Source organism: Bacillus sp. FSL M7-0558, assembly GCF_038003245.1.
In the GTDB taxonomy this organism is placed as follows: Bacteria; Bacillota; Bacilli; order Bacillales; family Bacillaceae; genus Bacillus; species Bacillus pumilus.
This window is the reverse complement of the sequence record NZ_JBBOOU010000001.1, coordinates 1,267,265-1,294,059: the sequence shown is the minus strand read 5'-3', so window position 1 is coordinate 1,294,059 and position 26,795 is coordinate 1,267,265. Positions and strand designations below refer to the sequence as shown.

Below are 26,795 nucleotides of genomic sequence, written 5' to 3'. Positions count from 1 at the left end.
ATACACACTCTTTTTTTAAGATTTCCTTTCTCCTCTATTTTATGTAAACAGTAAAAAAAGCCCTTAATAAGGGCTTTTAGATGATGTCATGCTGCGCATTTGGTTGTTGTAGCGTATGGTTTCTGTTATCCGGGTCGGCATTTGCTGCTGCCAGCCATAACGCCAGGATGGTGATGCTTGTACAGACGACTGCCCATTTTTTAAAATTCATATAAACAATCCCCTCTCTGAATATAGATTCGAGCATGTTCCGCTTCTCCGTAGAACATGGAAGATTTTTCATAATCTTCCATTTCATTATAATACTTTGCGGTGTCTAATGCCAACTCCTCTATATCTGGATATGCATAGGCAGACTCTAAAAAATGAAAAATTTGTTTAATATGCTCCGCATCTTGCTTTAAATACAATGCTTCTAAAAATATCGTCTTTTGAATATGAATGTCATCTTGAAGTGCTTCTGCTCGCTTCATACATTCTTTTCTGTAGTGTAAGGCTTCTTCGTGTTTACCTTGTTTGTATAATATCTGAGCGGCTGTATAAAGAGGGTCTATGGATCGACGAAGGTGATCGGATTGATTTTGGTCAAATAACGAGATGGATTCTTTCATTAGTTCGAGTGCGCGGTCAAGATCGCCCATTCGGTAATAACTGTTGCCCATATTAAACAAAGAGGAAGCAATAAAACGCACATTTTGAAAGTCTCTTGATCTCGCAAGCGCTCTCTCGAGATGTGGTAATGCCTTTTCATGTCTTCTCATATCATCATAATTACCTGCCACAATAAATTCGCATTGGATCATGCGAAGCGCATATAGCTCATGCTGAATATAGACATCTCGCGCCAGTTTGGCATGATGCATCGAGATATGTGTTTGTTTCATGTGATAATATATTTCTGACATTTTAAAATGAAATTCCGCACGTTCAATATCATCTGACACAAAAGAAAGCTTGTGCTCTGCCTTTTGATAAGACGAGATGGCAGCAATATACTGCCTACGGCCAAATTCATACATGCCTCTGAAAAAATGATAGTAGTATTCAAGCATGCCTGTGACATGTGTTTGATGCTCATCTATTTCTTTCGAAAGCTCGGAAAAGTTGGCGCGAAGCTTTCCTTCCTTTAATGGCTTTAAATAATCGAGCATGACCTCATGTCTGAATTCCATTAAAGAAAAATAGAGAAGCAAATTCTGATCTTCTTCCATTGAATCAAGAGAGGTGCGAATTTCCTGCTTTAGTTGTTCTGCTTGTTCTGAATCAAATCTGCGGATTAATTCATACCACTTGTTGATTTTCACTCCAATATCCGAAGAGGGAATGATTTTCGCCATACGTTGCCTTCTCCAATCTTCTCAAAATATAAAACATTACCATATTTTATCATACTTGACCGAAGAAATACAAAAATGAAAGGAAAAAGAGAGTCCTTTTGTCACAAGACTCTCTTTTGAATTCGTTATTCTCTTATTTGTCCTTGACCGCGAATGACAAACTTTTCAGAGGTTAAGGCAGGCAGACCCATAGGTCCTCTTGCATGCAGTTTTTGTGTGCTAATCCCTATTTCTGCTCCGTAGCCAAATTCAAAGCCATCTGTGAACCGAGTAGAGGCATTATGATAGACAGCGGCAGCGTCGACAGCTGTTAAGAACAGTGACGCATTTTGATCATTTTCCGTAATGATCGCTTCAGAGTGCTTGGAGCTATACGTTTGTATATGCTGAATCGCTTCTTCTATATTGGCTACGATTTTAATACTGACAATCGGCGCTAAAAACTCTGTTTCATAGTCCTCTGTGGTCGCTAATGAAGCACTTGGCGCAAGAGCACATACAGCTTCATCGCCCCGTATCTCTACCCCATTTGCATGAAGGGCTTCACATAACGAAGCGCCATATGTTTTTGCCCATGTTTCATGAATGACAATGCTCTCGATCGCGTTGCAAACAGACGGCCTTTGGGTTTTTGCATTCAGCACAATCTGCTCAGCCATTTCGTTTTTCGCTGTTTCATCAATGTAGATATGACAGTTCCCTGCACCTGTCTCAAGCACTGGCACGGTAGACTCTCTCACAACAAGATCAATTAAATTTTTCCCGCCGCGCGGAATAAGGACATCCAGATATTCATTTAAAGTGAACAGCGTTTTCGCCGTTTCACGGCCTGTATCTTCAATCAATTGCACACTGTCTACTGGAATATCCGTTGTGTGAAGCGCTTCATGGATCACCTTCACAATCGCTTTATTACTATGGATGGCAGAGGAGCTCCCGCGAAGAATAACAGCATTCCCAGTTTTCAAACAAAGGGTGGCAGCATCTACAGTCACGTTTGGTCTTGCTTCATAAATCATTCCAACCGTTCCAAGAGGCACACGCACCTTTTCGATGTACAGACCGTTTTCTTTTTGAATGGTTTCTAATGTTTCACCAATTGGGTCTTTTAGGTGAATGAGTTGAAGGGTCGCGTCTGCGATGGCTTCAATTCTCTCTTCCGTGAGTCTAATGCGGTCAATAACAGAAGGCGTGAACTGCTTTTCCTCTGCAGCCTGCACATCCTTTTTATTCTCATCGAGTAAATAAGCGGAAGATGCTTTAAGTGCCGTTGCGATGGCATGTAAAGCTGCATTTTTTTGCTCCGTCGTTTTTAGGAGCAGCTGATCTTTGGCTACACTTGCTTTTTTTGCTTTTTCAAGAACTTCATTCATCGTATTCCCTCCTCAGTTTTGTACATGCTGTACCCAGTGATCTCTGTGTATGACTTCAGGCTTCTCATTTGAAAGCTCATCACTTCGCATTCCTTTAATACTGAGAAGCTCATCGGATGCGTACAAGGTTTGTCCTTTACCTACTAGCCCATTCGGACCGACGACTTCAACGACCTCTCCTTTAGAAAAGTCACCAGCGACATCAATGACGCCAGCTGGAAGAAGACTTCTGCCATGATGCAAAATCGCCGCTTCCGCTCCTGCATCTATCATAATTTTCCCAGAAACGGGTGAATGGAATTGAATCCATTGACGGCGGTTGTTAACAGCTGATAAGTCCTGTTCTCCGATATACGTTCCGTCTCCTTGACCCGCTAGAATATGAAGCAGCTTATCCTCACCAGTACCTGTACCAATGAAGACTTTCACGCCTAGTGAAAGTGCCGTTTGTGCAGCAGACAGCTTTGATTTCATCCCGCCTGTTCCCACTTTTGAGCCTGTGCTCTTCGCATATGAAAACAATTCTTCTGAAATGTGTGTTAGTACATCAAAACGCTTCGCCTCAGGATGCTCATTTGGATTTGCATTATAAATACCGTTAATGTCTGTTAAGATGATCAATTGGTCTGCATGAATTAATCCACTGACAAGAGCTGACAGCATGTCATTATCACCAAAGGTAAGCTCCTCAATGGAGACAGAATCATTTTCATTAATGATCGGTAAAATTTTTCTTTCTAGCAGCTCCATCATCGTTGCATAAGCATTTCGATATCTTGTTCGATCTGAAAAGTCATTACGGGTTAAAAGCATTTGTGCAGGTGTCATGTGAAACTGTGAAAATAGTTCTGTATATTTCTGCATTAATAAGCCCTGACCAACGGCTGCTGCTGCCTGTTTTCCCTTTAAGGTCACAGGTCTTGATGGATACCCTAAGCTGCCAAACCCTGCTGCCACGGCTCCTGATGAAATTAAAATAATTTCATGCCCAGCCTCTTTCAGCTTTGCTATCGCTTTCACATGATCCTGCATTTTTTGTTCATCAATGGCTCCTTTTTGCTCTGTTAATGAACTGCTGCCAATTTTGATGACGATCCTTTGCTTTTTCATTATTGATTCCCTCCGCTATACCTTTAGGCACAAAAAAATCCCTTTTTCTCCTTATGTAAAGGACGAAAAGGGATTTTCCGTGGTACCACCTTCATTGAATAAGCATACATCTAGCTTATTCCACTCAACTCCTGTAACGCCAGGCACGCGCTTAGATTTTTCCTCTAAGGCTCAAAGGGCAGGTTCAGCAGCTGTCTGCGGCAAATGTTTCAGCATGTCATTTGCTCTCTTTACGCATCAGTTCCTGCTTACTATTCCTTTTCAACGCTCGTTAATTTTTTTATATTATCACCAATTGCAAAGGAAAAGTCAAGCGGTCAATTAAATACAATCGTTTTATTCTCATGCACAATAATTCGATCTTCTAGATGCCATTTGACGGCACGTGCAAGCACACTCCGCTCAATTGTTCGACCAATATTTTTTAGAGCTTCCGCATCATCCCGGTGATCTACACGCTCTATATCCTGTTCAATGATCGGTCCTTCGTCTAAATCATTGGTCACATAATGAGAAGTTGCGCCAATTAATTTGACACCTCGCTCATATGCCCGCTTATATGGATTCGCACCGATAAACGCTGGCAGGAAGGAATGATGAATATTAATGATTTTGTTCGGGTGCTGTTCTATAAAAGCAGGTGTTAAAATTTGCATGTATCTAGCTAGCACAATGGCATCAATATCATACTCTTCTAATAATGCGAGCTGCTGTTTTTCCGCTTCTTTGCGAATGTCTTTGTTCGCCTTCACAAAATGGAACGGGATTCCAAGCGCTTCTACTGTATCTTTTGCCGTTTCATGATTGCTGATCACGACCGCAATTTCAGCCATCAAATTGCCGCTTTGCCATTCCCATAGCAGCTCATGTAAACAATGAAGCTCTTTTGACACAAAGATTGCCAGCTTTTTAAGCTCACTTGCACGCGACATGCTCCACGTCATTTGAAAAGATGCTGCAATTGGCTCAAACTGCAGCTTCAGCTGATCCATATTTGCCGAGATGTCTTTCCAATCAAATTCAATTCTTAAAAAGAACCGGCCGCTTTCATGGTCTGTTGTGTATTGGCTGGATTCAATGATATTTGCTCCGTTCTCAAATAAAAAGGAAGAAACAGCTGATACAATTCCAGGCTGATCCGGGCAGCTGACAAGCAATCTTCCTTTTTGCTCATGCTTTTGTCTGTGTAATTCAAGTTTCTCTGTTATCAAAGTTCTCATGTATCATGACCTCATTTACGTTTTCATTCTAATGAAATATTATACTGGACTGGAAAGAGAAAAAGCAATGTAGAGCCCTATTTTTCATTGAATATTCATTCAATTCTGCACCTATCGTGATATAATGTGAATAGACCTTTTATCATAAAAGGAGTGATGGAGATGAAAAGTATGACTTTGTTTGGAAAAGTGAGCTTTTGGCTCGGCATCATTTGTCTGATCACAGGTATTTCCCTTTTTATAGCCGGTGAAAGACTCATTCCTTTTCTCACATTTGGTGTGTGTTTTCTGCTTGTGAGCCAGCTTTACCGCAAAAATGAAAACGATTCCAATCATCATTCGATGTAACAAAAGGCTGGCATCTATCTGCCAGCCTTTTCTTATTCAATGATTTTCAATCCTACTGCCGCAGATAAAATCAGTGCGATGAAGAAAATACGTTTTGCGTCTTTCGATTCTCCGTAAAACAGCATACCGACGATGGCGCCTCCAGCAGCTCCGATTCCAGTCCAAATGGCGTACGCCGTTCCCATCGGAATCGTGTTCATCGCAAGAGACAGCATCAGAAAGGACATCGAAAAGCCAGCCGCAATGAATAAAATCCATTTGACATGCTTGTCTTTTTGGAATTGGTTCATCATGGTCACACAAAACATTTCTAAGATGCCTGCTCCAATAAGTAAAAGCCAGCTCATGATTCAGCCTCTCCCTTCTTTTCACCTGTTGTCAGCTTCAGTCCTAATACACCGCACAAAAGCATGACAATCAAAAGCAGTTTGACAAGCTGAACCGGCTCACCAAGCACCATGCCTATGACGACGGTTCCTGCTGTCCCAAGCCCGGTAAAAACGGCATAAAGTGTGCCAACTGGGAGTACACTTGTTGCTTTCAGGAGTAAATAAAAGCTCACGATAATACAAACGATGGTTGCGCCCCATTCTATGAGCGAGTGGGCATATTTCAGCCCCATCACCCAGCCGACTTCAAAGATGGCCGCAATAAAGACATTTCCCCATTTCATCTGATCTTCTCCTTTCTGAACGATTCCAACCAACAAAAAAAGCCTGGAAATCGATCGTTTGATCAAATCTCCCGGGCTTTTATCCCTCCGTGTCCATATGGCCTCTTCTAAGACCCTATGTGTTTTCTCTCGGTCCAGACTGCGCCAGCGCACGGAACCCTAGAAAACCAATTCATGATAAACAGACCTGACTTAGAGCAGATTCTGTATTAAAAATCTTATCACACCCCAATATGCCGGTCTACCAGTTTGCTCTCCCTCTTCAAATATACTTGTTCATTTTTCGAAAGAAATGATTTCGGACCGGCGTATACTAAGTGTTAGAAACAGATCAACTGATAAAGAAGATCTGCGGGATATTTGCGTGCTGCTAACCGAAGGGAAATGAACGTATATGACAATCCACTTATTTTTTATTACATTGACGATCAAGCGTAAATACAAGGACATGGAGACCGTTCTTTACGAACAAGAAGTTGAAACATTTTATGAAGAAATGAAACAGAAACAACTAAAGTATATGAACTAAAACAGAAAAAATATGGAAGAAGGACCAAGTTAGACACGCTCAGACGTTAAAGGAACAATCATATCGCTGGTATAATGAACTCAGATTGATGTGATGAACGTTCAACTTTAGGATGCTGCATTTACAGATCATCCGTTGTATCGGCCCAAATAATGAAACCAAGAGGTGGATCGCATGATGATAACCGACGAACAGAAACATGAATTTTATCAAGCACTGGTTGACAAGAATCCGCAATATGACGGCACATTCTTCGCCGGCATTAAGACGACCGGTATCTTCTGCCATGCCACATGTACCGCTAGAAAACCAAAATATGAGAACTGTGAGTTTTTCTTTACAGCAGAGGAAGCACTGCTAGCAGGATATCGTCCGTGCAAGCGCTGCACTCCATTAACCTATCCAAACAGCATTCCAGAAGAAGTCAAAACACTCGTTTCAGCAGTTGAAACACATCCTGAAAAACGCTGGAAAGAAGAGGACTTTCGCGAGTTAGGGATTCACTCTGCAACGGCCCGGCGGAAATTCAAAGAAATCTACGGCATGACCTTTGTTCAATATGCGAGATCACGCCGAATGGGGCTTGCCTTTAAAGAAATTATGAATGGAAAAAAAGTGATTGATCAGCAGGTCGCCTTGGGCTATGATTCTTCGAGTGCCTTCAATGATGCCTTTACGAAAATCATGGGAAATCCCCCTAAAAAGACGCAAACCAAGATTCTCCACGCTAATTTTATTTCCACACCGATTGGACGCATGATCAGCGTGACAGATGCCGCGCATGTGTATTTACTGGAATTTATGGACAGGCGGGGACTAGAAAAGGAAATTGAGAACTTGAGAAAAAAGCATCATGCTCGTATTTTAGTTGGGGAAACAAACATCCACCAACAATTGGTAAAGGAATTGACCTTATATTTCGAGAAAAAACTGACGCAGTTTACCGTACCACTTTCCATGCATGGTACCCCTTTTCAAATGAAGGTGTGGGACCTGCTCACACGCATTCCATCAGGCGAAACAAGTTCATACCGAGATCTTGCTGTGATGCTGGGCGATCCGCATTTGGTCCGGGCGGTAGGGAATGCAAATGGTGCCAATCAATTGGCGATCATCATTCCATGCCACCGCGTCATTCAAACAAGTGGTGAGCTTGGCGGCTACGGCGGCGGGGTTGAACGTAAGAAATATTTACTTCAGCTAGAACAGCGGATATAAAATAAAAACGGCTCTGCTTATTTTGTAAGCGAGCCGTTTTCTTCGTTGCGGGTGATGCTGTATACATCAATGATTTGGTCCCATTTTGAAATGGTTTTTTCTTTTTTCATGCCTATTTTTAAAGCGACCTTTACCGATGCTTCATTGTCTGGGCGGATTAAGCTCACCATTCGTCTGACCTTCATTTCTTCAAAACCATAGGTGAGACAGCCTTTTGCGGCTTCAGCAGCATAGCCATTTCCCCACGCTGCTTTTTTTAGCATGTAGCCGATTTCAAGTTCTGTTTGTCCTTCAATGTTTTGCAGAACAATCCCGCTTTGTCCAAGTGGTTCATTCGTTTCTTTGTCTTCAATGATCCAGAGAGAAGTATGATACATACGGTCATTCTTTTGATTCCATGCAATCCACTCTTTCGTCTGCTGCTCATCCTTCAAAGAAGGATAATACTTCATTACTTCTTCATCTTGGAACAACATGTCATATAAAAATGATGCATCATGTTCATTCATCGTTCTCAGTCTAAGGCGCTCTGTTTCAAGCACTGTGCGTGTTTGAAGTTTCATTTATGATCCCCCCTCACTTACTGATTAAAAATATCACCGAACAATCCATTTGAATCTGGGGCAAAGTAATGGATTCCCGCACCGGTTAAACTAGCTGCCAGCGCCGTCCACATCATTAAACTGACTGTCATCCACACCGCAACTTGCTTTCTCTTCGTCCCGAAGCTCATGCACATAAATGCCGCTAGATGACTGCCGATGATAAAAGGACCAATAAGCGCTAATCCCGGGAGACCATATCGTTCCCAAATTTTTCTGGCTCGCAGTTGCTTTTTTTCTCCTTTTTCATCACTTTTGTCCTCTTTTCTTCTCAACCGCCATGCTTTGAAGCGGTCTACGAAAACAATGAGGAGCAAGACTGTGAGAAAGTTGCCGATGAATCCGATTACAGCCGTTGTCACAGGATGCAGTCCACCTAAGATGGCCAGTGGAACAACACCAACCACTTCAAAAAAAGGCAAAGCAGCCAATACAAAAACAAGTACATATCCCCATAAAATATCCAAGCATAGAACCCCTTTTCATTTTTGTCCTCTTCCCATTGTAATGAAAAATACGCTACCATTTCTACATTTTTTTAGAAAAAGAAAAGCACACCGGATGGATGTGCTCTATTTTTTACATCGTGTTTTCATTTTTCTTGTTCGCCCGGCGTAAGGCCATGAGCATAAGCCCTATTACGATCACAACCGATAGTAGACTTTGCATGAGAAGCACGCTTGGTGATGTCCAGCCAAGCCATTCGAATATGAGCTGCGGTCCGAAGAAGATAACCGGTATCAATGAAACGACATTCGCCTTTAAGATTGCATTAAAGACAATGATACATAACAGCATGAGCAGGATGACGCCCCATCTTTGACCTGAGGTCAGCACAAGTAATGGTGTGCCGAGCTTTTGATCCAATAGTTTGATTGTGACCATTGAAGTCAGTTGAAAGATTCCTAAGATCCAAAAATAAAGAAATGCCCGGCCGCCTGTCTGAAAGGCAGACGCTCTAAACATCACAATAATCATGATGACATTGGCTACTAAAACGAGCGGATAGCCAATTAACGCATACCAAGAATAGGATAAGCTTTGACTGATCGCATCTGATAAAATCATATAAAAGAGTGAACCAATTAAGAAGGCACTGACGAAAGGAACCCAGTCTTTATGGTTTCCTGACAGCTCTTTTGCGAGTTCATCAGCATAGCCCCTCGGATCTCTGCCAAACACAGCCTCCCCTGTTTTGCCATCTTTTTCAGCCTCAACCGCATGTGTCGTTAGCTCATCCATCAGCTCATCAATTTCGTCCTCATTTTTTCCCATTGATATGAGATAAAATTTCAGCTCTAGTAAGATGTGTCTTGTTTCTTTTGATACCATAATCTCACTTCCCTTTTTGTAGTAAACAGTTCACATTTTTTGAAAGCTCACTCCAGCGGGTAATAAACTCTGTGAGCGCTTGTTCTCCAGCTTGTGTGAGCGTATAGTATTTCCTTTTCGGCCCGCTTGCTGATGCTTTTGTGACAGTGGTCACAAGCTGTTCCTTTTGCATACGCAGCAGAATCGGGTAGATACTGCCTTCACTAATTTGATCAAATCCATAATGAGCGAGCTTCTTCGTCATTTCATATCCATAAATCTCACCCTCTGAAATAATCGACAGCAGGCAGCCTTCTAAAATTCCTTTTAGCATTTGTGTGGATGTTGTCATCTTTGTTCCTCCGATTCCAGTACCTTGCATCACAAGATAGCATCATCTTACCACACACTATCTTGCCATGCAAGATACCGTTCTAGAAAAAAATCACCGCTTAAAGGGTGATTTTTACGCCCATGGTTTATCTGTCCCAAGTGCGTCAGCCAGTGCCTTGCTATGCTTTCGGCGGCTTTTTCTTTCTTCAGCCCGCTGTTTTGCGGTTTGATGCAGCATGATTTCTTCCTCTGTTTCCGGCATGACTTGTGGGACTTTCTTAGGCTTCCCATTGTCATCTAACGACACAAAGGTAAGAAATGAAGTCGCTGCGAGTCTGCGCTCTCCAGACATCAAGTTTTCTTTGATGACCTTGACGAACACTTCCATAGAAGACGTACCCACCCATGTGACATAGGACTCTAAACATACCGACTCCTTTTGTCCAATCGGCTCTAAAAAATCAACTGAATCCATTGATGCCGTGACCGTTTCACATCGGCTGTGCCTTGCTGCCGAGATGGAGGCAATGTCATCTATATAACTCATTAATTTTCCGCCAAATAAGGTTTGGTGATTATTCGTATCTAGAGGGAATACCCTGCTTGTTTTGACAACTTTCGATTCCTTACAGTATTTGAAATTTTCTTCACTCATCATCATAGCTCCTTCTTGCTGTTTTCGTGAATGCGGAACGACTTTTATTAAACACTATTCTTTTAGGTTTGTCTAAACATTTTGCTTTAGTCTCCTGTGAGAGATTTTCTTTCGGAAATGTTTCAACTATGACTAGAACGAGGAATAATAGAACTATGAACAAACAAGGAGGCCATTTGATGGATTCTATGAGAGCAGAACAAATACACAAAATGCCGCAATGCATGAGTGAATATGACGATTTACAAGAAGTCCTTTTATGCAGTCCCATCTATATGGAAATCAAACAGATCATCAACGAAACCCAAAAACATTTTGCAAGAGAAAATATTTCTCAAATGAAAGCCATTACTCAGCATAAGCAATTGATCCAAACCCTAAAAGACCATCAAGTACGCCCCATTATGCTTCCTGCAAATGACCGCTTTCCTGAACAAGTGTTTACCCGGGATATTGGGTTTACGATTGGACATACACTCTTTGTTTCAAGCATGGCCGCTCCAGTTAGGCAAGGAGAAGAACAATTGTTAAAAGAGTGGGCACAGGGAAATGGGTTGAAGACTGTTACCCTGACAAATGGAACGATTGAAGGCGGCGATGTGCTTGTGGATCAAAGACGCGTATTTGTCGGAACGAGCAAAAGAACAAATCCAGCCGCTATTCATGAGCTTAAAAAAGAACTGCCGGATCATGACATCATTCCCATTCATCTTCCTGCTCACATTTTGCATCTCGATTGTGTGATGAATATTCTCTCTCATGATGAGATATTGATTTATCCAGAAGCGTTCAAAAAAGAGGATCTTCACCTGCTCAACATGCATTATCATCTAATTGAAATAAGCGAACAAGAGCAATTCACACTCGGCCCAAACGTTTTATCCATTGGACAGAAAAAAGTGATCAGTTTGCCCATCAATCAAGAAACAAATGCTGCATTAACCGCTCACGGCTACACTGTCATTGAAGTGGATTTTTCAGAAATCATTAAATCTGGCGGCTCTTTTAGATGCTGCACATTGCCGATTAGGCGTTCGTTCACTAAAAAAGCCAGCGTGTAGAACAGTTTGTCTACTTGCTGGCTTTTTTTCTGCCTATTTTTATGTCCGATCGTATAAATGACAGGCGACATCATGCCCTTCTTCTACTGCTTGTAATGTTGGCTTTTTTTCAGCACACACATCCATCGCTGCAGGACACCTTGTTCGAAATACACAGCCGCTTGGCGGGTTCACTGGACTTGGAATTTCTCCCTTTAAAATGAACCTTTTGCGCTTGTCCTCCACGTCAGGATCTGGAATGGGGATCGCTGACAGCAATGCTTGTGTATAGGGGTGCAGCGGTGTTTGATATAACGTATCACTGCTAGTCAATTCGACGAGATGACCTAAATACATGACACCGATTCGGTCGCTAATATATTTGACCATCGACAAGTCATGCGCAATAAAGAGAAATGTCAGCCCTTCCTCCTTTTGCAGTTTCTTCAGCAAATTCACGACCTGCGCTTGAACGGAGACATCTAGTGCAGAAATTGGTTCATCTGCCACAATAAATTTCGGCGCTAAGGCGAGTGCTCTTGCAATACCGATTCTCTGCCTCTGCCCTCCGCTGAATTCATGAGGATAGCGCGTGGCAAAGTCATAGCTAAGTCCAACAGCTTCCAGTAGTTCTTTCACCCGGGCAACCCTTTTCTTTTGACTCCCATAAAGGTTATGAATCTCCATTGGCTCCAGCATAATATCTTTTACAGATAGCCGCGGATTTAAGGAGGAATACGGATCTTGAAACACCATTTGAATTTGCCGATTAAAATCAAAGGATTCTTTTTGTGAAAGGTGATGAAGGCTTTTCCCTTCATACAAAGCTTCTCCATCTGTCGGTTCATAAAGGCGCATAAGCACTTTTCCAAGTGTGGATTTCCCGCAGCCGGACTCGCCAACAAGGCCAAATGTTTCGCCTTGTTTCAGCTGAAAGGAGACACCGTCTAGCGCTTTTAGCGTTCTTCCTTTCGATAGATGAAAATGTTTTTTGAGATTGTTTACTTGTAAAAGTGGTTCAACTGCCATGACCTTTCCTCCTCTCGCTTGGCAAATACCGTCTTGCACCTGCCCATTCTTTTTCATATGAAGTGCCAGCAAGGGAAAGAAGTTCAATTTCTCTGCCGGTTTTAGGTGAATGAAGCATCATACCATCACCTGCGTAGATCCCAACATGGCGGACTGCTCCCTTTCCGTTGTCATTGGCGAAAAACAATAAGTCGCCTTGTTCTAAATGGCTTGATGCGACCGGTGTTCCTTGCACTGCTTGGTCACTTGCATCCCTCGGCAAAAGATATCCGCACGCTTTATACATGCTGTAAGCAAAGCCCGAACAGTCATAGCCAAAGCTGCTCATGCCGCCCCATAAATACGAAAGACCAATAAATTGTTTTCCCTTGTCTACAACATCTTTGCCGGCCATAGAAAAAATGGATGAAACTGGATGCACATCTGCTTTATTGATTTCTCTCGTCCCTGCTGGTGTGACAACACGAAAGCAATCACTCGTTTCTTCTACAGCTACGAGCTCTGTTAAAAAACTAATTTCCATGTCCGCTTGCCCGTTTCGATAGAGCATGGCTTTTTTCTGACAAACGATATGAGATGCAGTAGGTGCACTTCCTTCTGTCACTTGCTTTAGTTGGTTCGCAGGTATATAGCCAGGATAGCCTTGTGGATGTTTCCGGCTGGCCTGCTGCGGAATAACGACTTTCATCCAGCCGTCTGTTTCTTCTAATCCAATGACTCGTTCGCCGAGCAGTACTTGCGACTGGATCAGATTTTCTTCACATAAAGCCAGTTTTTCTTCATATGTTTGCTTGTCAATCCACTCTTTGATTTTGAAGGAGCCATGAAGAACCTTTTGATCGATTTCTCTCGGTGACTGCGGCGCTGTCCATACGTTCGCAACTGCAACCTTTGATTCAAATATCATCATGAGACTCCTTTCACCCCTTGAATGCCTAACCCATGATGCGGCGGGAAAAAGATATCTTTTCCTTTGTACACGATTCCTCCGTCTACCATGTCCTCTTTTAGCATGAGCGGGGCATCAAAATCATAGCGGGTGATATTTGGCTGGCTGGCGGCGAGATGAGCGGCTGCTGTAATGCCAAGTTTTGACTCAATCATACTGCCAACCATGCACTTTACGCCGTATGCTTCTGCCAAAGCATTGATTTTTAAGGCTTCTTTTATGCCGCCTGATTTCATTAATTTTAAATTGATTAAATCACAGCTTCTCGTTTCAAGCACCTTGATCGCATCATGAAAACTGAAAATGCTTTCGTCTGCCATAATCAGTGTATTTGTTGCCTGCGTCACACGGCGCAGGCCTTCGATATCTTCTTTTGGCACTGGTTGCTCGACTAGTTCGATATTCAGTGGCTCCATTTTCCGAATGGCTACGACCGCTTCCTTCCACGTCCAGCCCTGGTTCGCATCGAGCCTAATCTGAATATCCGGCCCGATCTTTTCTCGAATTCGCTTGATACGCTGAATATCCGTGTCTATATCATCTTTTCCTACCTTGATCTTTAATGTCTGAAAGCCTTCTGCTGCGTATTGCTTCGCATCTTCCGCCATCTCAAGCGGACGGTTTACACTGACCGTATAATCGGTTTCAAGCTGACTGCGATATCCGCCAAGGTATTGATAAAGCGGAAGCCCTGCCTGCTTCGCTAAACCATCATAAATGGCCATGTCAACCGCTGCCTTTGCGCTCGTGTTGCAAGCGAGCACACGGTTCATATGAGAAAAAATTTGTTCATATTCTGACAAGGAAGCTCCAAGCAAAATCGGTCTGATCACTTCGCATATGGCATAGTCGATGCTTTCCAGCGTTTCACCTGTAATCACCGTTGTCGGGACTGCCTCTCCGTAGCTGACGTCACCTTGATCATATGTGATGATAACAATCAGAGATGCTGCGTCATACACCGTTCGTAAAGCGGTTTTGAAAGGCTTTTTTAGCGGTACACTCATTCTGCATGTACGAACATCGACGATTTTCATTTGATCGCCTCTTTCGCTGCAACGCCTGGAGAAATGTGCAGTTTTTTTCCTGTCGCATCTAATGCAGCGTGCGTGCCCATTGGAATGGCAAAGTTCGGCGAAGAATGACCGATTCGGAAGCCTCCAAGTGCAGGTTTCTTTTGCGGGACAATATAGGTGTCCCATACTTGATTCAACGTGAGGGACTGATCTTTCTTTTTTGGCTCACATTGATGAAAATCTCCAATGATGAATCCAGCCGCATCATCCAATTTTCCAGCAGATGTGAGGTGCTGCATCATTCGATCGATCTTATAGGGCTCTTCGTCAATATCTTCAATGAACAAAAGCTTTCCCTTCGTATCGATTTCAAAAGGCGTACCAAGTGTTGTCACGATGAGGGCAAGATTTCCTCCTACAATCTCACCTGAAGCGGTGCCCGAATAGAAAGTATGAAGGGGTGACAAGTAGTGCGCATACGTAAAGGCTTTCGGTGCGAACAGCTGTAAAAAGGTATCTTTCGTATAAGGATGGACCTCCTCAAGTCCCACATCAGAGGAAAGCATTGGCCCATGAAACGTCACAAGACCCGTCTGCTGCTGGATGGCCGTATGTAAAAACGTAATATCACTATAGCCCCAAAAGATTTTTGGATTCCGGCGAATCAGGTCATAGTCAATGGCTTCCGCAAGTCTGCCAGTCCCGTATCCTCCGCAAGCACAAATAATCGCCTTCACTTCTGGATCTTGAAACATACGATGAAGATCCTCCACTCTTTCATGATCATGACCTGCTAAATATCCATACCGGCGGCCCAAATACTTCCCTTTTTTCACCTTTAGCCCGAGGCTTTCTAAAAAGGCAATCCCTTTTGCTAATTTCAGCTCATCAGGCGGGCTTGCTGGTGCAATAACCCCCACCGTATCCCCTGTTTGAAGTGCCACTGGAAGCTGGCTCATGCCATATCCCCTCTTTCTCTTTGTTTCTTTCAATCTATGGGTTTCTGCTTCATAACATGAACGAATAAAGGAACAGACGCTTTTATCTAAAAGCGTCTTTTGATCCTAATATTACTCTCCATCTACTTGTGCCCATTTCAAATCGATATACCCAACAGGGTGACGGACAATCCCCTTCACGCCTTCTTTTTGTAAATGAACTTGGTTATAAAAATGAATCGGAATGATCGGTGCTTCTTCAATGAGAAGTGCCTCTGCATCATGAAGAATGTTGTTTCTCTTTTGCTCGTCTGCTTCCTGGCTCGCCTTTTTGATCAGCTGATCATAGGTATCGTTTGACCATCCTGTCCGGTTCATGGCATTCCCTGTTTGAAAGCTCTCTAGGAAATTGATCGGATCTGCATAGTCTGCTAAAAATGAACTTTGTGAGAATTGGAATTTGAGCGCCTTTTGATCTTCTGCAAACACATTGGCTTCCATGTTTGCAAGCTTCACATCTACACCTAGCGCTTCTTTCAGCTGCTGCTGGATGGCTTCAGCTTTTTTCTTGTTCTCAGGCTTTGTACTGTATGTCAATGTGACGGCTGGCAGTTTTGAATAGTTCTCTTCTTTCAGCCCTTTTTCTAATAACTTCGCAGCTTCACTCTTATCATTCTTCACAAGATCACCGCCAGCTTTTCTGAAATCCTCACCCTTTGAATCAAGAATGCCTGGCGAGACGAAGGCACGTGCTGGCTTCTCTTCATTTTTCGTTACATAATCCACGATATCTTGCGGGTTGATCGCCATTTGAAAAGCTTTGCGGATGTTCTTATTTTGAAAAGGCTCCATGTTCACATTCAGACGATAAAAGAACAATCCAGCCTGGTCTTCAATTTGTACATCTTTATTTTTCAGCAGATTTTCACTTTGCTCTGCTGGGACAAAGGCAGTATCTAAATCTCCTGATTGATACATTTGATAGTCTGTGTTTCGATCACTGATCATCAGCCACTTCACTTGATCCAGCTTGACTGTTTTTTTGTCCCAATACGTCTCACTTTTTTCCATTGTGAAGCTCTCATCATGCTTCCACTCTGTCAGCTTGAACGGTCCATTTCCGACAAAGGTTTTGGCGTCTTTTGCCCAGTTTGGGTCCTTCTTAGCTACCTGTTCATTGACAGGAAAAAAAGCAGGGTTTGCGGTCATATTTAAGAACGATTTCTGCGGATATGCCAGTGTGACCTTAAGCGTTTTGTCATTTACAGCGCTGACTTTCACGTCTTCTTTGTTTCCTTTTCCGCTGTTAAATGCCTCTCCGCCTTCAATCATGTAGGCTAGGAACGATGCAGATGAGCCTGTTTTCGGATCAAGCAGCCGCTTCCACGCATATTCAAAGTCACTCGCTTTCACTGGATCACCATTTGACCACTTGATGCCATCTCTTAAATGGAACGTGTACGTTTTTCCATCCTCTGATATCTCCCATTTTTCCGCCATTGCAGGAGATGGTTCGTGCTTTTCATTCAGTCTCGTTAATCCCTCCATTAAGTTATTGAGCCCTTGCCACGATACATTATTAAAACCAATCGGCGGATCAAACGACGTCGGTTCATTTTCGTTATTTAAGGTTAATATTTTCTTTTCACCCTGATTGCTTGATGATCCTTTCCCTGCTTGCTCATTGGCTGTACATCCTGCGAGCAGCATGATCGTGAACAAACATATACTGATGATCCATCCCTTTTTTCTCATCAAAAACTCCCCCTTTGTGTTGAAGATAAAACGGTTTGATTCGCTCGCTCATCTTGGAGCCAGCAATGCACTGTGTGGGTAGGTGACCGCTGCGTTTCGTGCGGCATGATATGATCACACACCTTCATGGCGGACGGGCAGCGATCTGTATACGGACAGCCCTTTGGCGGAGCAAATAAATCAGGCGGGCTTCCTTCAATTGGAATGAGTTCATCTTTCATATCAAGTCTTGGAACGGATTGCAGAAGTCCTTTTGTATAGGGATGCTGCGGACTGTAAAAAATATCTCGCCTCGTTCCGACCTCCACCATTTTCCCTCCGTACATGACGGCTACCCGGTCTGCGACTTGGGCGACGACCCCTAAATCATGTGTGATTAAAATAATGGTGACCCCTGTTTTTCTCTGAATCTCTTTAAACAGCTCTAATATTTGTGCCTGTATGGTCACATCCAGTGCAGTCGTCGGTTCATCAGCAATCAGCACTTTGGGCTCGCAAATTAGTGCCATGGCAATCATGAGCCGCTGCCTCATTCCCCCGCTGAACTGGTGAGGGTATTGCTTTAGCCTTTCCTTCGGCTGCGGAATGCCGACCAAATCAAGCATCCGAATGGCGGCTTCTGTCACTTCTTTTTTCGTCAGCTTTTGATGCTCCTTTGCCGCCTCCATGAGCTGATCGCCGATTGTCAAGGTTGGGTTCAGTGCGGTCATTGGATCTTGGAAGATCATCGAAATATCGACACCTCGTATGGCGCGCATTTCTTTTTCAGATAATGACAGCAAATTTCGGTCTTCAAACCAGATTTCTCCCCGATCAACATGAGCGCTGTAAGCTGGCAGCAGCCTCATAATGCTTTGTGAAGTCACACTTTTCCCGCAGCCTGACTCTCCTACAATGGCAAGGGTTTCTTTTTCATATACATCCACATTCACCCCGCGTACCGCTCGAACTGAGCCGCCATATGTCCGAAAGCTGACGTGCAGATCGATGATTTGTAGAACTTTTTTCAAAGCGCCATCACCTCTTCATCTTCGGATCAAGCGCATCTTGCAAGCCATCACCTAAATTGTTAAAGCAAAACATCGTGAGCGAAATAAAAAACGCAGGGAAAAATAAACGCCACCAATGCCCGTTATCTGACAGCACTGTCGGCAGCGCATCATTTGCCATCACGCCCCAGCTTGCAAACGGTGCTTGAATGCCTAAACCAAGAAAGCTTAGGAACGCTTCTGCAAATATCGCGGTTGGTACAGTTAAGGTCATCTGAACGATAATCGGCCCCATCGTATTCGGCAGCAGGTTGCGGCGAATGATACGAAGGCTCTTTGCACCAAAGGTTTTTGAGGCAAGGACATATTCCTGGCTTTTCAGCTGAAGAACTTGACCTCTCACGATTCTTGCCATTCCAATCCATCCGGTGACAGTGAGCGCTACAATAATGGTGACGAGCCCTGGCCCCATCAGAACCATCAATAAAATGACAACAAGTAAATAAGGAAGACCGTAGAGCACCTCGACGATTCGCATCATGACATGGTCATATCTCCCGCCCTTATAACCGGCAATGCCTCCATAGATCACGCCGATGGCAAAATCAATCAGGGCTGCCATGACGCCTACAAATAAAGAAATACGCGCCCCGTACCATGTACGCGTGAACACATCTCGTCCAAGCTCATCCGTTCCGAACCAGTGAGCAGCGGATGGCGGCAGATTTTGCATCGAAAGACGCTGCTCTGTCACGCTATTAGGTGCAAGCAATGGGCCTAATAGTGCCATGATAAAAAGAAAAATCAATACCGATAGACTAAACATCGCAAGCTTATTTTGCTTCAGTCGCCTCCATGTGTCTGCCCAATACGAAAGAGAGGGTCTTTTAATGGCATGGGCCTCCGTTTTCTTTTGCTCTCTCGGAGAAAACCATTCGTCCGGCACTTCATGATGCGGATTCGGTTGATCCTGCTGCAAATGTATACTCATGCCTTTCCTCCTTTCTGATGCAGCTGAATCCTTGGATCAAGCAGGCGATACGCCACATCGACAATGAAAAGAAGTGTGATTAAAATGATGCTGTAAAAAACAGTGGTTCCCATGATGACAGGATAATCACGGTTGTTAATACTCTCGACAAAGTATTTTCCCATGCCAGGAATCGCAAATATTTTTTCAATGACAAAACTTCCTGTTAAAATGCTTGCGACAAGTGTGCCAAGAATGGTCACAACAGGCAAAAGCGCATTTCGAAGTGCATGTTTAAACACAATTTTAAAGGGAGAAAGTCCTTTTGCTTTAGCAGTGCGAATATAGTCCTGAGACAGCACTTCAATCATGCTCGATCTTGTTAACCGGGCAATAATGGCCATCGGACTAACGGCAAGAGCAATGGTTGGCAGCACCATATGCATCGGACTTGTCCACATCGCTGTAGGAAAGAGCTTCAAATTCACAGCAAGCTGCTGAATTAATAAGGTAGCAAAGATAAAGTTTGGAATGGATATACCGAAAACAGCAATGGTCATGGCGATATAATCAATCAAGCCATTGTGCCGGAGGGCAGCCATGACCCCTAGCAGGATGCCGGAGATGACAGCAATCAATATTGAGATAAGACCAAGTTCTAATGAGACTGGGAAGCCTCTCGCCAATAGATCATTGACACTTTCAGAAGGCTTTTTAATGGAAGGACCAAAATCAAAGGTAACGATGGATTTTAAATAGATGACATATTGAACATACAGTGGTTCGTCTAAGTGATAGTAGCTTTCGAGGTTTCGCTGGACGGTTTCGTTTGTATTTCGTTCTTCATTGAAGGGCGATCCTGGGATGACCTTCATTAAAATAAACGTTAACGTCGTAATCGTTAAAATCGTGGCAATCATCGCAATAAAACGCTTGAGCAAAAAGCTGGTCATCTGCCGTCTCCCCCTCGCTTAACAAAATGTTGTACGTGCGGCAAGCTCTGTCATGACAAGCATCGCTTGGTAGGCTTCTAATATATTCTCTGCTTGATACGTCACCGTTGTTGTCCCTTCAATAATGGCAGTACCAGGCATTAAATTCGCCCATTCAGCTTGTCCATAATTGGCAAACTCAATCTTCAGCAGCGGCTGATCAGGAGGCGTCAGCGGCTTGATGTGATGAATCTGTTTCATTGCGGCTTCCACTTGCTGTGAGATTTGTTGGTTGACTTTGGCAGGAGTGAGACATTTCACAGCAGATCTTGATATGGTCTCTTTCACTGCCACTGTTTTCACACCAGGCATCAGCTTCTCTGCTTCAAGAGCTGCTTGATCGTCTCCGCAAACAAGAATCACCGGCACACCATAGTAGCCTGCAACATACGCATTAAAGCCCATTTCACCAATTGGATGATCATTTATGTAAAAATGTCTAACACCAAAAATCATACTGTGGGACATCACACCTTTCATAGACGCCCTCGCATGATAGCCTAAAAAAACAGCAGCATCATAGGTTTGATCTAACCCTTGAACCATTGAATAAGGCTTGACGTCACCAGATATAAGAGATGCTTCTTCATGCAATTCTTCAATCAACAAATTATTCATTTTAGAATGACTGTCATTGACCAAAATATTGGTTGCGCCATGCTGAAGAAGTGCCTCCACACAGGCATTCACTTCACCCGTCATGATCTTTCTGCCCCGTTCATAATTGTGCTGACGGGCATCGACAAATGTATGATCAGCTAGACCAGTAATCCCCTCCATATCGACAGATACATAGAGCTTCATTCCCATCCCCCTTAAATTAAACTTAAAATTTGTGTATATTTTTCTAAATTTTCTAAAAAATTATATGATTACTTGATCGATTTTTCAATACAATGTCTGAAAATAAGGAAATTAGACTCAGATATTATAGATCAAAAGACTGTACTACAAAGGATTTTTTTAACAAATAAAACACCACTAACTATGTCTTTAGTGGTGTTTGTCTGCTTCGTTAATCTGTGATTTCAGCTGTTCATATTTCTTCATCGTTTGTGTAAATAGATCATTAAACATCTGAGGTGCCTGCTTTTGAATAACCTCGGCGCCTTCTCCTGTAATGCCCCCTTTTGTCGCCACTCTATCGACGGTTTCAGCAAAGGTGAGGCCCCGTTCTACAAGGACTTGACCTGTGCCTAAAAGGGCATACGTTAAAAATTCATACGCTTCCTCTAAGGAAAGCTCACTATTTCTCACAGCAGCTCTCGCCATTTCTTCAAAAAGAGCAGCGATAAAACCAGGAGATGAGCTCGTCAAGTTACTCGCCGCATCGAACTTGTCTTCTTCAACTTCACGTACGATGCTAAAAGCTGAAAGCAGGCGGTGCAAACGCGCCTTTTCTTCCTCTCCAGCAGTTTCACCATGCGCAACGAGGGAAACGCCCGTTCCAACAGCTGACGTGAGCGTTGGGATGTATCTGGATATTGGTTGAGTCGTATGCTTTGATAACTTGTCTAACGTTACAGCCGCGGCTACTGACACAATATGCACCGATTTGGCTGCTGAAGACAGTTGATCGAGTACATCAAGTACAGCAAGCGGCGGCACGCAGATAAAAAGTACATCACATGACGCAGAAAGTTCCTCTAATGAGCAGATGTTTATTTCTTGATGCTTGTCTTTAAGTTGAAGCAGGCGGTCCGTTTCACTTCTTGTGTGGATCATGATTTGATGGGCATCGAGCACTTCTTTTTCCAGCCATTTTTGCACCATCATATCAGCCATGCTTCCATATCCAATGATTCCAATTGTCTTCACAGTTTAATCTCCTCTATTTTGCTTAGATTCACTACTTATTTTAACAATTTCCCACAATGTTTTCATTTTTATCCCACACTTTTTTCTTACGATCAAGTCAGTATCCACAACAAAAGGTAAAACCCCTTAAACCCATACATGAAAAAATGATGAAAGAGAGTGATTTAAATGACACATCACAAAAATGAACAACAACCTTCTCAAGAACTTCAAACAACGGAGCAGCCACAAAAACGAAAGAAGAAGCCAAACGGCTGGTTTAAGCCATTTGTCAGCGGTGTTGTAGGCGGTACGCTGGCGTTAGGTGTGTACGTCCTTTCGCCATATGCCCAGCACGCATCAGACAACACAGCACATAATTCAGCAGTGGTATCGACAAATGATACAAGTGCCAATTCGTCAAAAACAACCGCCGTCCAAACATCACATTCATCGAGCAGCATCTCCAGCATGGTGGAAAATGTATCACCAGCCATTGTCGGCATTACAAACTACCAAGCGCAAAGTCAAACAGACACGAGCTTCGGCGATTTCAATACGCCTTTTGATGAATCACAGCAAAATAAAAGCAGTCAAGAGAAAAAAACAGGTACAGGCTCAGGAGTGATTTTCAAAAAATCCGGCAGTAAAGCCTATGTCTTAACAAATAACCACGTCATTGAAGGGGCAAATAAACTCACAGTATCCTTACACGATGGCAAAACCGCCAAAGGTAAACTGGTTGGAGCTGACCCGCTGACTGACCTAGCTGTTGTAGAAATTAGCAGCAGTCACGTAACGAAGGTTGCGGCATTAGGCGATTCCTCCTCGCTGCGTGCTGGGGAAACCGTCATCGCGATCGGAAACCCGCTTGGTGAAGATCTATCAAGAACCGTGACACAAGGAATTGTCAGCGGTGTCGACCGAACAGTCTCGATGAACACATCCTCAGGTGAAAGCAGCATTAATGTCATTCAAACAGATGCAGCTATTAACCCAGGAAACAGCGGCGGCCCGCTTCTTACGACAGATGGAAAGGTTGTGGGGATCACGAGTATGAAAATTTCTGAAACAGGTGTTGAAGGCATTGGATTCGCGCTTCCAATCAATGATGTCAAACCAATCGCCGATCAGCTTCTCGCAAAAGGAAAGATTGAGCGTCCATATATCGGCATCAGCATGCTGGATCTCGAACAAGTCCCGGACGTGTATCAGAAAGAAACACTCGGTCTCAAAAATAGTCGGCTTGATCAAGGCGTATACGTCAAAGAAATCGCCGCAGGCTCACCTGCCGCCAAAGCCGGCTTAAAGTCAGAGGATGTCATTACCGCCATCAATGGGAAACAAATCAAAACCGGAAGTGAATTACGTCATGAACTATACACGAATACGAAAGTTGGAGACACCGTGAGCATCACACTCATTCGAAACGGAAAAGAAGAAACGAAGAAGGTGACATTAACACAAACTGAATCTAAGCAGGTAAGTTCCTAATGCAAAAGAAAAAGGGCTAAAATCAAGATGATTTTAGCCCTTTTTTCTTTTCAGCGTGATAGAAAACCTTTGCAGATCTGACAAAGAATGCGAGGGTTTGTCTATACGCTGAGCAGCTCATCATGAGCTGCTTTTTTATGATGACTGAATTGGCGTTAATCTTTGTTCTATTTCTGCTCGTTTGTGCTCTAGAAATGGCGGAAGGGCTAATTGATCGCCAAGCTCATCTACTCCTTCGTCGACTGTAAATCCAGGGCCGTCTGTTGAAATTTCAAATAAGATACCATTCGGTTCTCTAAAGTAAAGGGCTTTAAAGTAGAAACGTTCCACAACACCAGAGTTCGTGAAGCCTGCTTTTGATATTTTGTCATACCATTTTTCCAGTTCCTCTGCATCTTCCACGCGAAAGGCTACGTGATGCACACTTCCTCTGCCGGAACGCTCAGAAGGCCCTTCAGTTTTTTCGATCACATGAATTTCTGTTCCAGCACCGCCATTTCCTGACTCAAAAATGGTCACGATCTCACCATCATTTGATTGTTCACGCGCTCTTTCGGTGAAGCCAAGGATGTCTGTTAAAACACGGATCGTTTTGTCCGCTTCTGCAACAGTTAATTCCACTGGACCCAAACCTCTAATGGCAAACTCTGCCGGAATATCATCATGCACTGGCGGTGAGCCTGCTTCTTGTGCGTTCGGTTCTACTGTTAAAGATAGCTGCTGCCCTTCTGGGTCTTGAAAGCGCAAGGCAGGTCTGCCCCCTCTCAAGGAAGCCGTTTCTTGCTGTACGTCTGTCTCTTCAAAGCGCTTTTCCCAAAATGAAAGTGCTTCTTCAGAAGAAACGAGAAGGCCTGTGCTTGTGATCGCGTTTGTTCCTTTCAAACGACGAGCGAGCATTGGAATTTCAAAGAATGTGAGCTCCGTTCCCGGTGAAGCGACCTCATCTCCATAAAATAAGTGATACATAGATGGGTCATCCTGATTGACCGTTTTCTTTACAAGTTTTAAGCCAAGAATCTGGCGGTAGAAATCAACATTTTTTTGAGCATTGGCTGTTAATGCAGATACGTGGTGAATTCCATTGATTTTCATTACGTTCACTCCTATTTCTAAATATCTCGAATTCAAGATAATATCCTTATGAATAAAATAGGTCATTTTTCAAGAAAAGTCAACCATTTGGCTAGATGTTCGGTTTCTAACGATAAAATTAACATTAAATCAAAAATAATCTTTTATTGTTCGTTTTTAACGAAACATTCACCCTGATATCTCCAATAAACGAACACTTTTAAATACAAATACGAAAATCAGAAAATTTTTTTAATTCTTGTTTTCCTAAAATCGTATTACAATGAACGAAATACATGTCACAGTAACGTACGAAAGTGATGCAGGAGGTCGCGAGTAATGAACAAAGAACAACCAGCGTTAAAACAGGACATCGGCTTATTTTTTGCCCTATCTCTTGTCATCGGGACGATTATCGGGTCCGGCGTCTTTATGAAGCCAGGCAACGTCCTTTCCTATTCAGGAAGCTCAGATATCGCATTATTCGCTTGGCTGCTAGGCGGCATTTTAACCCTTGCAGGCGGACTCACTGTTGCTGAAATTGGTACACAAATCCCTCGGACTGGCGGATTGTATGCCTACCTTGAAGAAGTGTATGGTGAGTTTTGGGGCTATTTATGCGGCTGGGTGCAGATTATCATTTACGGACCTGCCATCATCGGTGCGCTCGGTCTTTATTTTGGTTCATTGTTAGCTAATTTATTTTCTCTATCTTCTTTATGGTCGACAACAATTGGCATTATCACTGTTTTATTTTTATGTTTAATTAACATCATGGGAACAAAATACGGCGGTTTTGTTCAAGGGCTGACCACCATCGGAAAGCTTGTCCCGATTGCCGCTATTATTGTGTTTGGCTTATGGAAAGGAAACGAAAATATTTTTATGGCTGTCAACGATAGCATCGCTCAAATGAACTTCGGTGCAGCGATCTTGGCTACGTTGTTTGCCTATGACGGCTGGATATTGCTTGCAGCACTTGGCGGTGAGATGAAAAACCCAGAGAAGCTGCTTCCTCGTGCAATGGCAGGCGGGATTTTAATCGTCACGGCTTGCTATCTCTTTATTAATGTCGCTCTTTTGCACGTGTTACCAGCAGATCAAATCGTACAGCTTGGAGAAAATGCGACAAGTACTGCTGCGACAATGCTCTTTGGACCAATCGGCGGTAAGGTCATTAGTATCGGCATCATCATTAGTATCTTTGGCTGTTTGAACGGAAAGGTTCTTTCATTCCCACGTGTGATTTTCGCGATGGCAGAGCGAAAGCAAATGCCTTTCGCAAACGCGATCTCACGTATTCACCCTACATTTAAAACACCGTGGATTGCTGTATTTGTACAAATTTTGATCGCCATTGTGTTTATGGTCGTCAGCAATCCAGAAAAGCTGTCAGAGGTTTCGATCTTCATGATCTACATCTTTTATGTCATGGCCTTTTTCGCAGTCTTTAAACTGAGAAAACAAAACAAAGGAATCGAGCGTGCTTATAGCGTACCACTTTATCCGCTCACACCAATCGTTGCGATTATCGGTTCTTTATTCGTCTTAATCAGCACCATGATCACCGACTGGAAAAGCTGTCTCATCTCTATGCTGATCGGGATTGCTGGACTGCCTATTTATTATTATATGAAAAAAACACACAAAAAAGCAGAGCGCTAATCAGCTCTGCTTTTTTTTATATTGCTTAATCACTTTGTATGATTCGTTTAAATATCTCATGAGCCGGTATGGCTTACTAAGCACGCGGATTGGGAGTCTTGAGATAAATCCATTCAAATTCGCCTTATATTCCTGCGTCATCCGCTTTGGCTTTGTCGCAATTTTTTCGTATACTTCTTTGTAAAATTCCTTCATGATGTCGACTTTCACACTGATCTTCTGATGACACTCTGTACACTCAACGCTTTTCATCTGATCATTCACATAAACGATGCTGTGGAGGGTCTCTTCTTGGCACCGAGTACAATGTAGGTTTGCTTCCATTTCGGTTTTCTTCAAGATACACAGCTCCTTTCTCGTTTGATGTTGCTCTTTTTATAC

30 protein-coding genes, 1 riboswitch and 1 other annotated feature are annotated in these 26,795 nt (G+C 43.2%); of the genes, 6 read left to right on the top strand and 24 right to left on the bottom strand.

Features of this window, described 5'->3' with window-relative positions; genetic code table 11:
• Positions 1-76 precede the first annotated feature (76 nt).
• The 5 genes from MHB79_RS06370 to purU all read right to left on the bottom strand — a co-directional run bounded on the left by MHB79_RS06370 (position 77) and on the right by purU (position 5,040).
• Positions 77-211 (bottom strand): hypothetical protein, encoded by a 135-nt coding sequence (locus MHB79_RS06370; protein ID WP_003211284.1) that lies wholly within the window; start codon positions 209-211, stop codon positions 77-79.
• Entirely contained in the window at positions 201-1,337 is a 1,137-nt protein-coding gene (locus MHB79_RS06365; RefSeq protein WP_340989344.1) for a Rap family tetratricopeptide repeat protein, read from the bottom strand. The genes MHB79_RS06370 and MHB79_RS06365 overlap by 11 nt, the downstream gene beginning before the upstream one ends.
• A 125-nt stretch (positions 1,338-1,462) precedes the next feature.
• Positions 1,463-2,710, bottom strand: a complete 1,248-nt coding sequence (locus MHB79_RS06360) for a glutamate-5-semialdehyde dehydrogenase (protein WP_268458788.1) — start codon at positions 2,708-2,710, stop codon at positions 1,463-1,465.
• A gap of 12 nt (positions 2,711-2,722) precedes the next feature.
• Positions 2,723-3,820, bottom strand: coding sequence for a glutamate 5-kinase (proB, locus tag MHB79_RS06355; RefSeq protein ID WP_003211523.1), 1,098 nt, complete (start codon positions 3,818-3,820; stop codon positions 2,723-2,725).
• Positions 3,821-3,875: 55 nt separating this feature from the next.
• Positions 3,876-4,094 (bottom strand) — a binding site (T-box leader).
• Between the two features lie 43 nt (positions 4,095-4,137).
• Positions 4,138-5,040, bottom strand: a complete 903-nt coding sequence (gene purU / locus MHB79_RS06350) for a formyltetrahydrofolate deformylase (RefSeq protein WP_340989340.1) — start codon at positions 5,038-5,040, stop codon at positions 4,138-4,140.
• Positions 5,041-5,202: 162 nt separating this feature from the next.
• Between purU and MHB79_RS06345 the strand changes: the two genes are divergently transcribed.
• Positions 5,203-5,388, top strand: coding sequence for a hypothetical protein (locus MHB79_RS06345; protein WP_003211372.1), 186 nt, complete (start codon positions 5,203-5,205; stop codon positions 5,386-5,388).
• 32 nt (positions 5,389-5,420) lie between these two features.
• Here MHB79_RS06345 and MHB79_RS06340 read toward each other — a convergent pair whose 3' ends face one another.
• Both MHB79_RS06340 and MHB79_RS06335 read right to left on the bottom strand, forming a co-directional pair.
• A complete protein-coding gene (locus MHB79_RS06340; RefSeq protein WP_003212530.1) occupies positions 5,421-5,735 on the bottom strand; it encodes a DMT family transporter in 315 nt (104 codons plus the stop codon).
• Positions 5,732-6,061, bottom strand: coding sequence for a DMT family transporter (locus MHB79_RS06335; RefSeq protein ID WP_003211810.1), 330 nt, complete (start codon positions 6,059-6,061; stop codon positions 5,732-5,734). Before MHB79_RS06335 ends, MHB79_RS06340 begins: the two co-directional genes overlap by 4 nt.
• A 66-nt stretch (positions 6,062-6,127) precedes the next feature.
• Positions 6,128-6,235: riboswitch (guanidine-I (ykkC/yxkD leader) on the bottom strand.
• A 220-nt stretch (positions 6,236-6,455) separates the two neighbouring features.
• Between MHB79_RS06335 and MHB79_RS06330 the strand changes: the two genes are divergently transcribed.
• The gene (locus MHB79_RS06330; RefSeq protein ID WP_003212325.1) at positions 6,456-6,590 is read left to right on the top strand and encodes a YrzI family small protein; all 135 of its coding nucleotides are present in this window, start codon (positions 6,456-6,458) and stop codon (positions 6,588-6,590) included.
• Between the two features lie 174 nt (positions 6,591-6,764).
• Positions 6,765-7,808, top strand: a complete 1,044-nt coding sequence (locus MHB79_RS06325; protein WP_335353085.1) for a bifunctional transcriptional activator/DNA repair enzyme AdaA — start codon at positions 6,765-6,767, stop codon at positions 7,806-7,808.
• 17 nt (positions 7,809-7,825) lie between these two features.
• Here the strand turns inward: MHB79_RS06325 and MHB79_RS06320 are convergent, their stop codons facing one another.
• The 5 genes from MHB79_RS06320 to MHB79_RS06300 all read right to left on the bottom strand — a co-directional run bounded on the left by MHB79_RS06320 (position 7,826) and on the right by MHB79_RS06300 (position 10,709).
• Complete coding sequence (locus tag MHB79_RS06320) at positions 7,826-8,371, bottom strand: GNAT family N-acetyltransferase (RefSeq protein WP_335353084.1); 546 nt, start codon at positions 8,369-8,371, stop codon at positions 7,826-7,828.
• Between the two features lie 17 nt (positions 8,372-8,388).
• On the bottom strand, positions 8,389-8,877 hold the full coding sequence (locus MHB79_RS06315) for a small multi-drug export protein (RefSeq protein WP_003211008.1): 489 nt from the start codon (positions 8,875-8,877) through the stop codon (positions 8,389-8,391).
• A gap of 112 nt (positions 8,878-8,989) precedes the next feature.
• Positions 8,990-9,742: an HAAS domain-containing protein gene (locus tag MHB79_RS06310; protein ID WP_335355925.1), complete on the bottom strand. Its 753-nt coding sequence runs from the start codon at positions 9,740-9,742 to the stop codon at positions 8,990-8,992.
• 4 nt (positions 9,743-9,746) lie between these two features.
• Positions 9,747-10,073: a PadR family transcriptional regulator gene (locus MHB79_RS06305; RefSeq protein WP_012009682.1), complete on the bottom strand. Its 327-nt coding sequence runs from the start codon at positions 10,071-10,073 to the stop codon at positions 9,747-9,749.
• A 114-nt stretch (positions 10,074-10,187) separates the two neighbouring features.
• The gene (locus MHB79_RS06300; RefSeq protein ID WP_034619972.1) at positions 10,188-10,709 is read right to left on the bottom strand and encodes an acyl-CoA thioesterase; all 522 of its coding nucleotides are present in this window, start codon (positions 10,707-10,709) and stop codon (positions 10,188-10,190) included.
• Positions 10,710-10,888: 179 nt separating this feature from the next.
• Here MHB79_RS06300 and MHB79_RS06295 point away from each other — a divergent pair, with 179 nt between their 5' ends.
• Positions 10,889-11,770: a dimethylarginine dimethylaminohydrolase family protein gene (locus tag MHB79_RS06295; RefSeq protein ID WP_003210878.1), complete on the top strand. Its 882-nt coding sequence runs from the start codon at positions 10,889-10,891 to the stop codon at positions 11,768-11,770.
• Positions 11,771-11,809: 39 nt separating this feature from the next.
• Here MHB79_RS06295 and MHB79_RS06290 read toward each other — a convergent pair whose 3' ends face one another.
• The 10 genes from MHB79_RS06290 to proG all read right to left on the bottom strand — a co-directional run bounded on the left by MHB79_RS06290 (position 11,810) and on the right by proG (position 22,205).
• Positions 11,810-12,778 (bottom strand): ABC transporter ATP-binding protein, encoded by a 969-nt coding sequence (locus tag MHB79_RS06290; protein ID WP_003211497.1) that lies wholly within the window; start codon positions 12,776-12,778, stop codon positions 11,810-11,812.
• Positions 12,768-13,685 (bottom strand): C40 family peptidase, encoded by a 918-nt coding sequence (locus tag MHB79_RS06285; protein WP_340989336.1) that lies wholly within the window; start codon positions 13,683-13,685, stop codon positions 12,768-12,770. The genes MHB79_RS06290 and MHB79_RS06285 overlap by 11 nt, the downstream gene beginning before the upstream one ends.
• Positions 13,685-14,764, bottom strand: coding sequence for a mandelate racemase/muconate lactonizing enzyme family protein (locus MHB79_RS06280; RefSeq protein WP_340989335.1), 1,080 nt, complete (start codon positions 14,762-14,764; stop codon positions 13,685-13,687). The genes MHB79_RS06285 and MHB79_RS06280 overlap by 1 nt, the downstream gene beginning before the upstream one ends.
• On the bottom strand, positions 14,761-15,702 hold the full coding sequence (locus tag MHB79_RS06275) for a S66 peptidase family protein (RefSeq protein WP_340989334.1): 942 nt from the start codon (positions 15,700-15,702) through the stop codon (positions 14,761-14,763). Before MHB79_RS06275 ends, MHB79_RS06280 begins: the two co-directional genes overlap by 4 nt.
• A gap of 111 nt (positions 15,703-15,813) precedes the next feature.
• On the bottom strand, positions 15,814-17,436 hold the full coding sequence (locus tag MHB79_RS06270) for a peptide ABC transporter substrate-binding protein (protein WP_050945202.1): 1,623 nt from the start codon (positions 17,434-17,436) through the stop codon (positions 15,814-15,816).
• Entirely contained in the window at positions 17,436-18,446 is a 1,011-nt protein-coding gene (locus MHB79_RS06265) for an ABC transporter ATP-binding protein (RefSeq protein WP_106032385.1), read from the bottom strand. The genes MHB79_RS06270 and MHB79_RS06265 overlap by 1 nt, the downstream gene beginning before the upstream one ends.
• A gap of 7 nt (positions 18,447-18,453) precedes the next feature.
• Positions 18,454-19,416: an ABC transporter permease gene (locus tag MHB79_RS06260; RefSeq protein WP_044138912.1), complete on the bottom strand. Its 963-nt coding sequence runs from the start codon at positions 19,414-19,416 to the stop codon at positions 18,454-18,456.
• The gene (locus tag MHB79_RS06255; RefSeq protein WP_003211100.1) at positions 19,413-20,348 is read right to left on the bottom strand and encodes an ABC transporter permease; all 936 of its coding nucleotides are present in this window, start codon (positions 20,346-20,348) and stop codon (positions 19,413-19,415) included. Before MHB79_RS06255 ends, MHB79_RS06260 begins: the two co-directional genes overlap by 4 nt.
• An 18-nt stretch (positions 20,349-20,366) precedes the next feature.
• Positions 20,367-21,191, bottom strand: a complete 825-nt coding sequence (locus tag MHB79_RS06250; protein WP_003211925.1) for a M55 family metallopeptidase — start codon at positions 21,189-21,191, stop codon at positions 20,367-20,369.
• A 189-nt stretch (positions 21,192-21,380) separates the two neighbouring features.
• Complete coding sequence (proG, locus tag MHB79_RS06245; protein WP_340989333.1) at positions 21,381-22,205, bottom strand: pyrroline-5-carboxylate reductase ProG; 825 nt, start codon at positions 22,203-22,205, stop codon at positions 21,381-21,383.
• A 168-nt stretch (positions 22,206-22,373) separates the two neighbouring features.
• On the opposite strand from proG, the gene MHB79_RS06240 reads away from it, so the two are divergent.
• The gene (locus MHB79_RS06240) at positions 22,374-23,678 is read left to right on the top strand and encodes a trypsin-like peptidase domain-containing protein (RefSeq protein WP_340989331.1); all 1,305 of its coding nucleotides are present in this window, start codon (positions 22,374-22,376) and stop codon (positions 23,676-23,678) included.
• Between the two features lie 135 nt (positions 23,679-23,813).
• On the opposite strand, the gene MHB79_RS06235 is transcribed toward MHB79_RS06240, so the two are convergent.
• Positions 23,814-24,770, bottom strand: coding sequence for a ring-cleaving dioxygenase (locus MHB79_RS06235; protein ID WP_340989329.1), 957 nt, complete (start codon positions 24,768-24,770; stop codon positions 23,814-23,816).
• 318 nt (positions 24,771-25,088) lie between these two features.
• On the opposite strand from MHB79_RS06235, the gene MHB79_RS06230 reads away from it, so the two are divergent.
• Positions 25,089-26,414: an APC family permease gene (locus MHB79_RS06230; RefSeq protein WP_340989327.1), complete on the top strand. Its 1,326-nt coding sequence runs from the start codon at positions 25,089-25,091 to the stop codon at positions 26,412-26,414.
• Here the strand turns inward: MHB79_RS06230 and MHB79_RS06225 are convergent, their stop codons facing one another.
• Positions 26,415-26,753, bottom strand: coding sequence for a bh protein (locus tag MHB79_RS06225; protein ID WP_034619978.1), 339 nt, complete (start codon positions 26,751-26,753; stop codon positions 26,415-26,417).
• Positions 26,754-26,795: the final 42 nt, after the last annotated feature.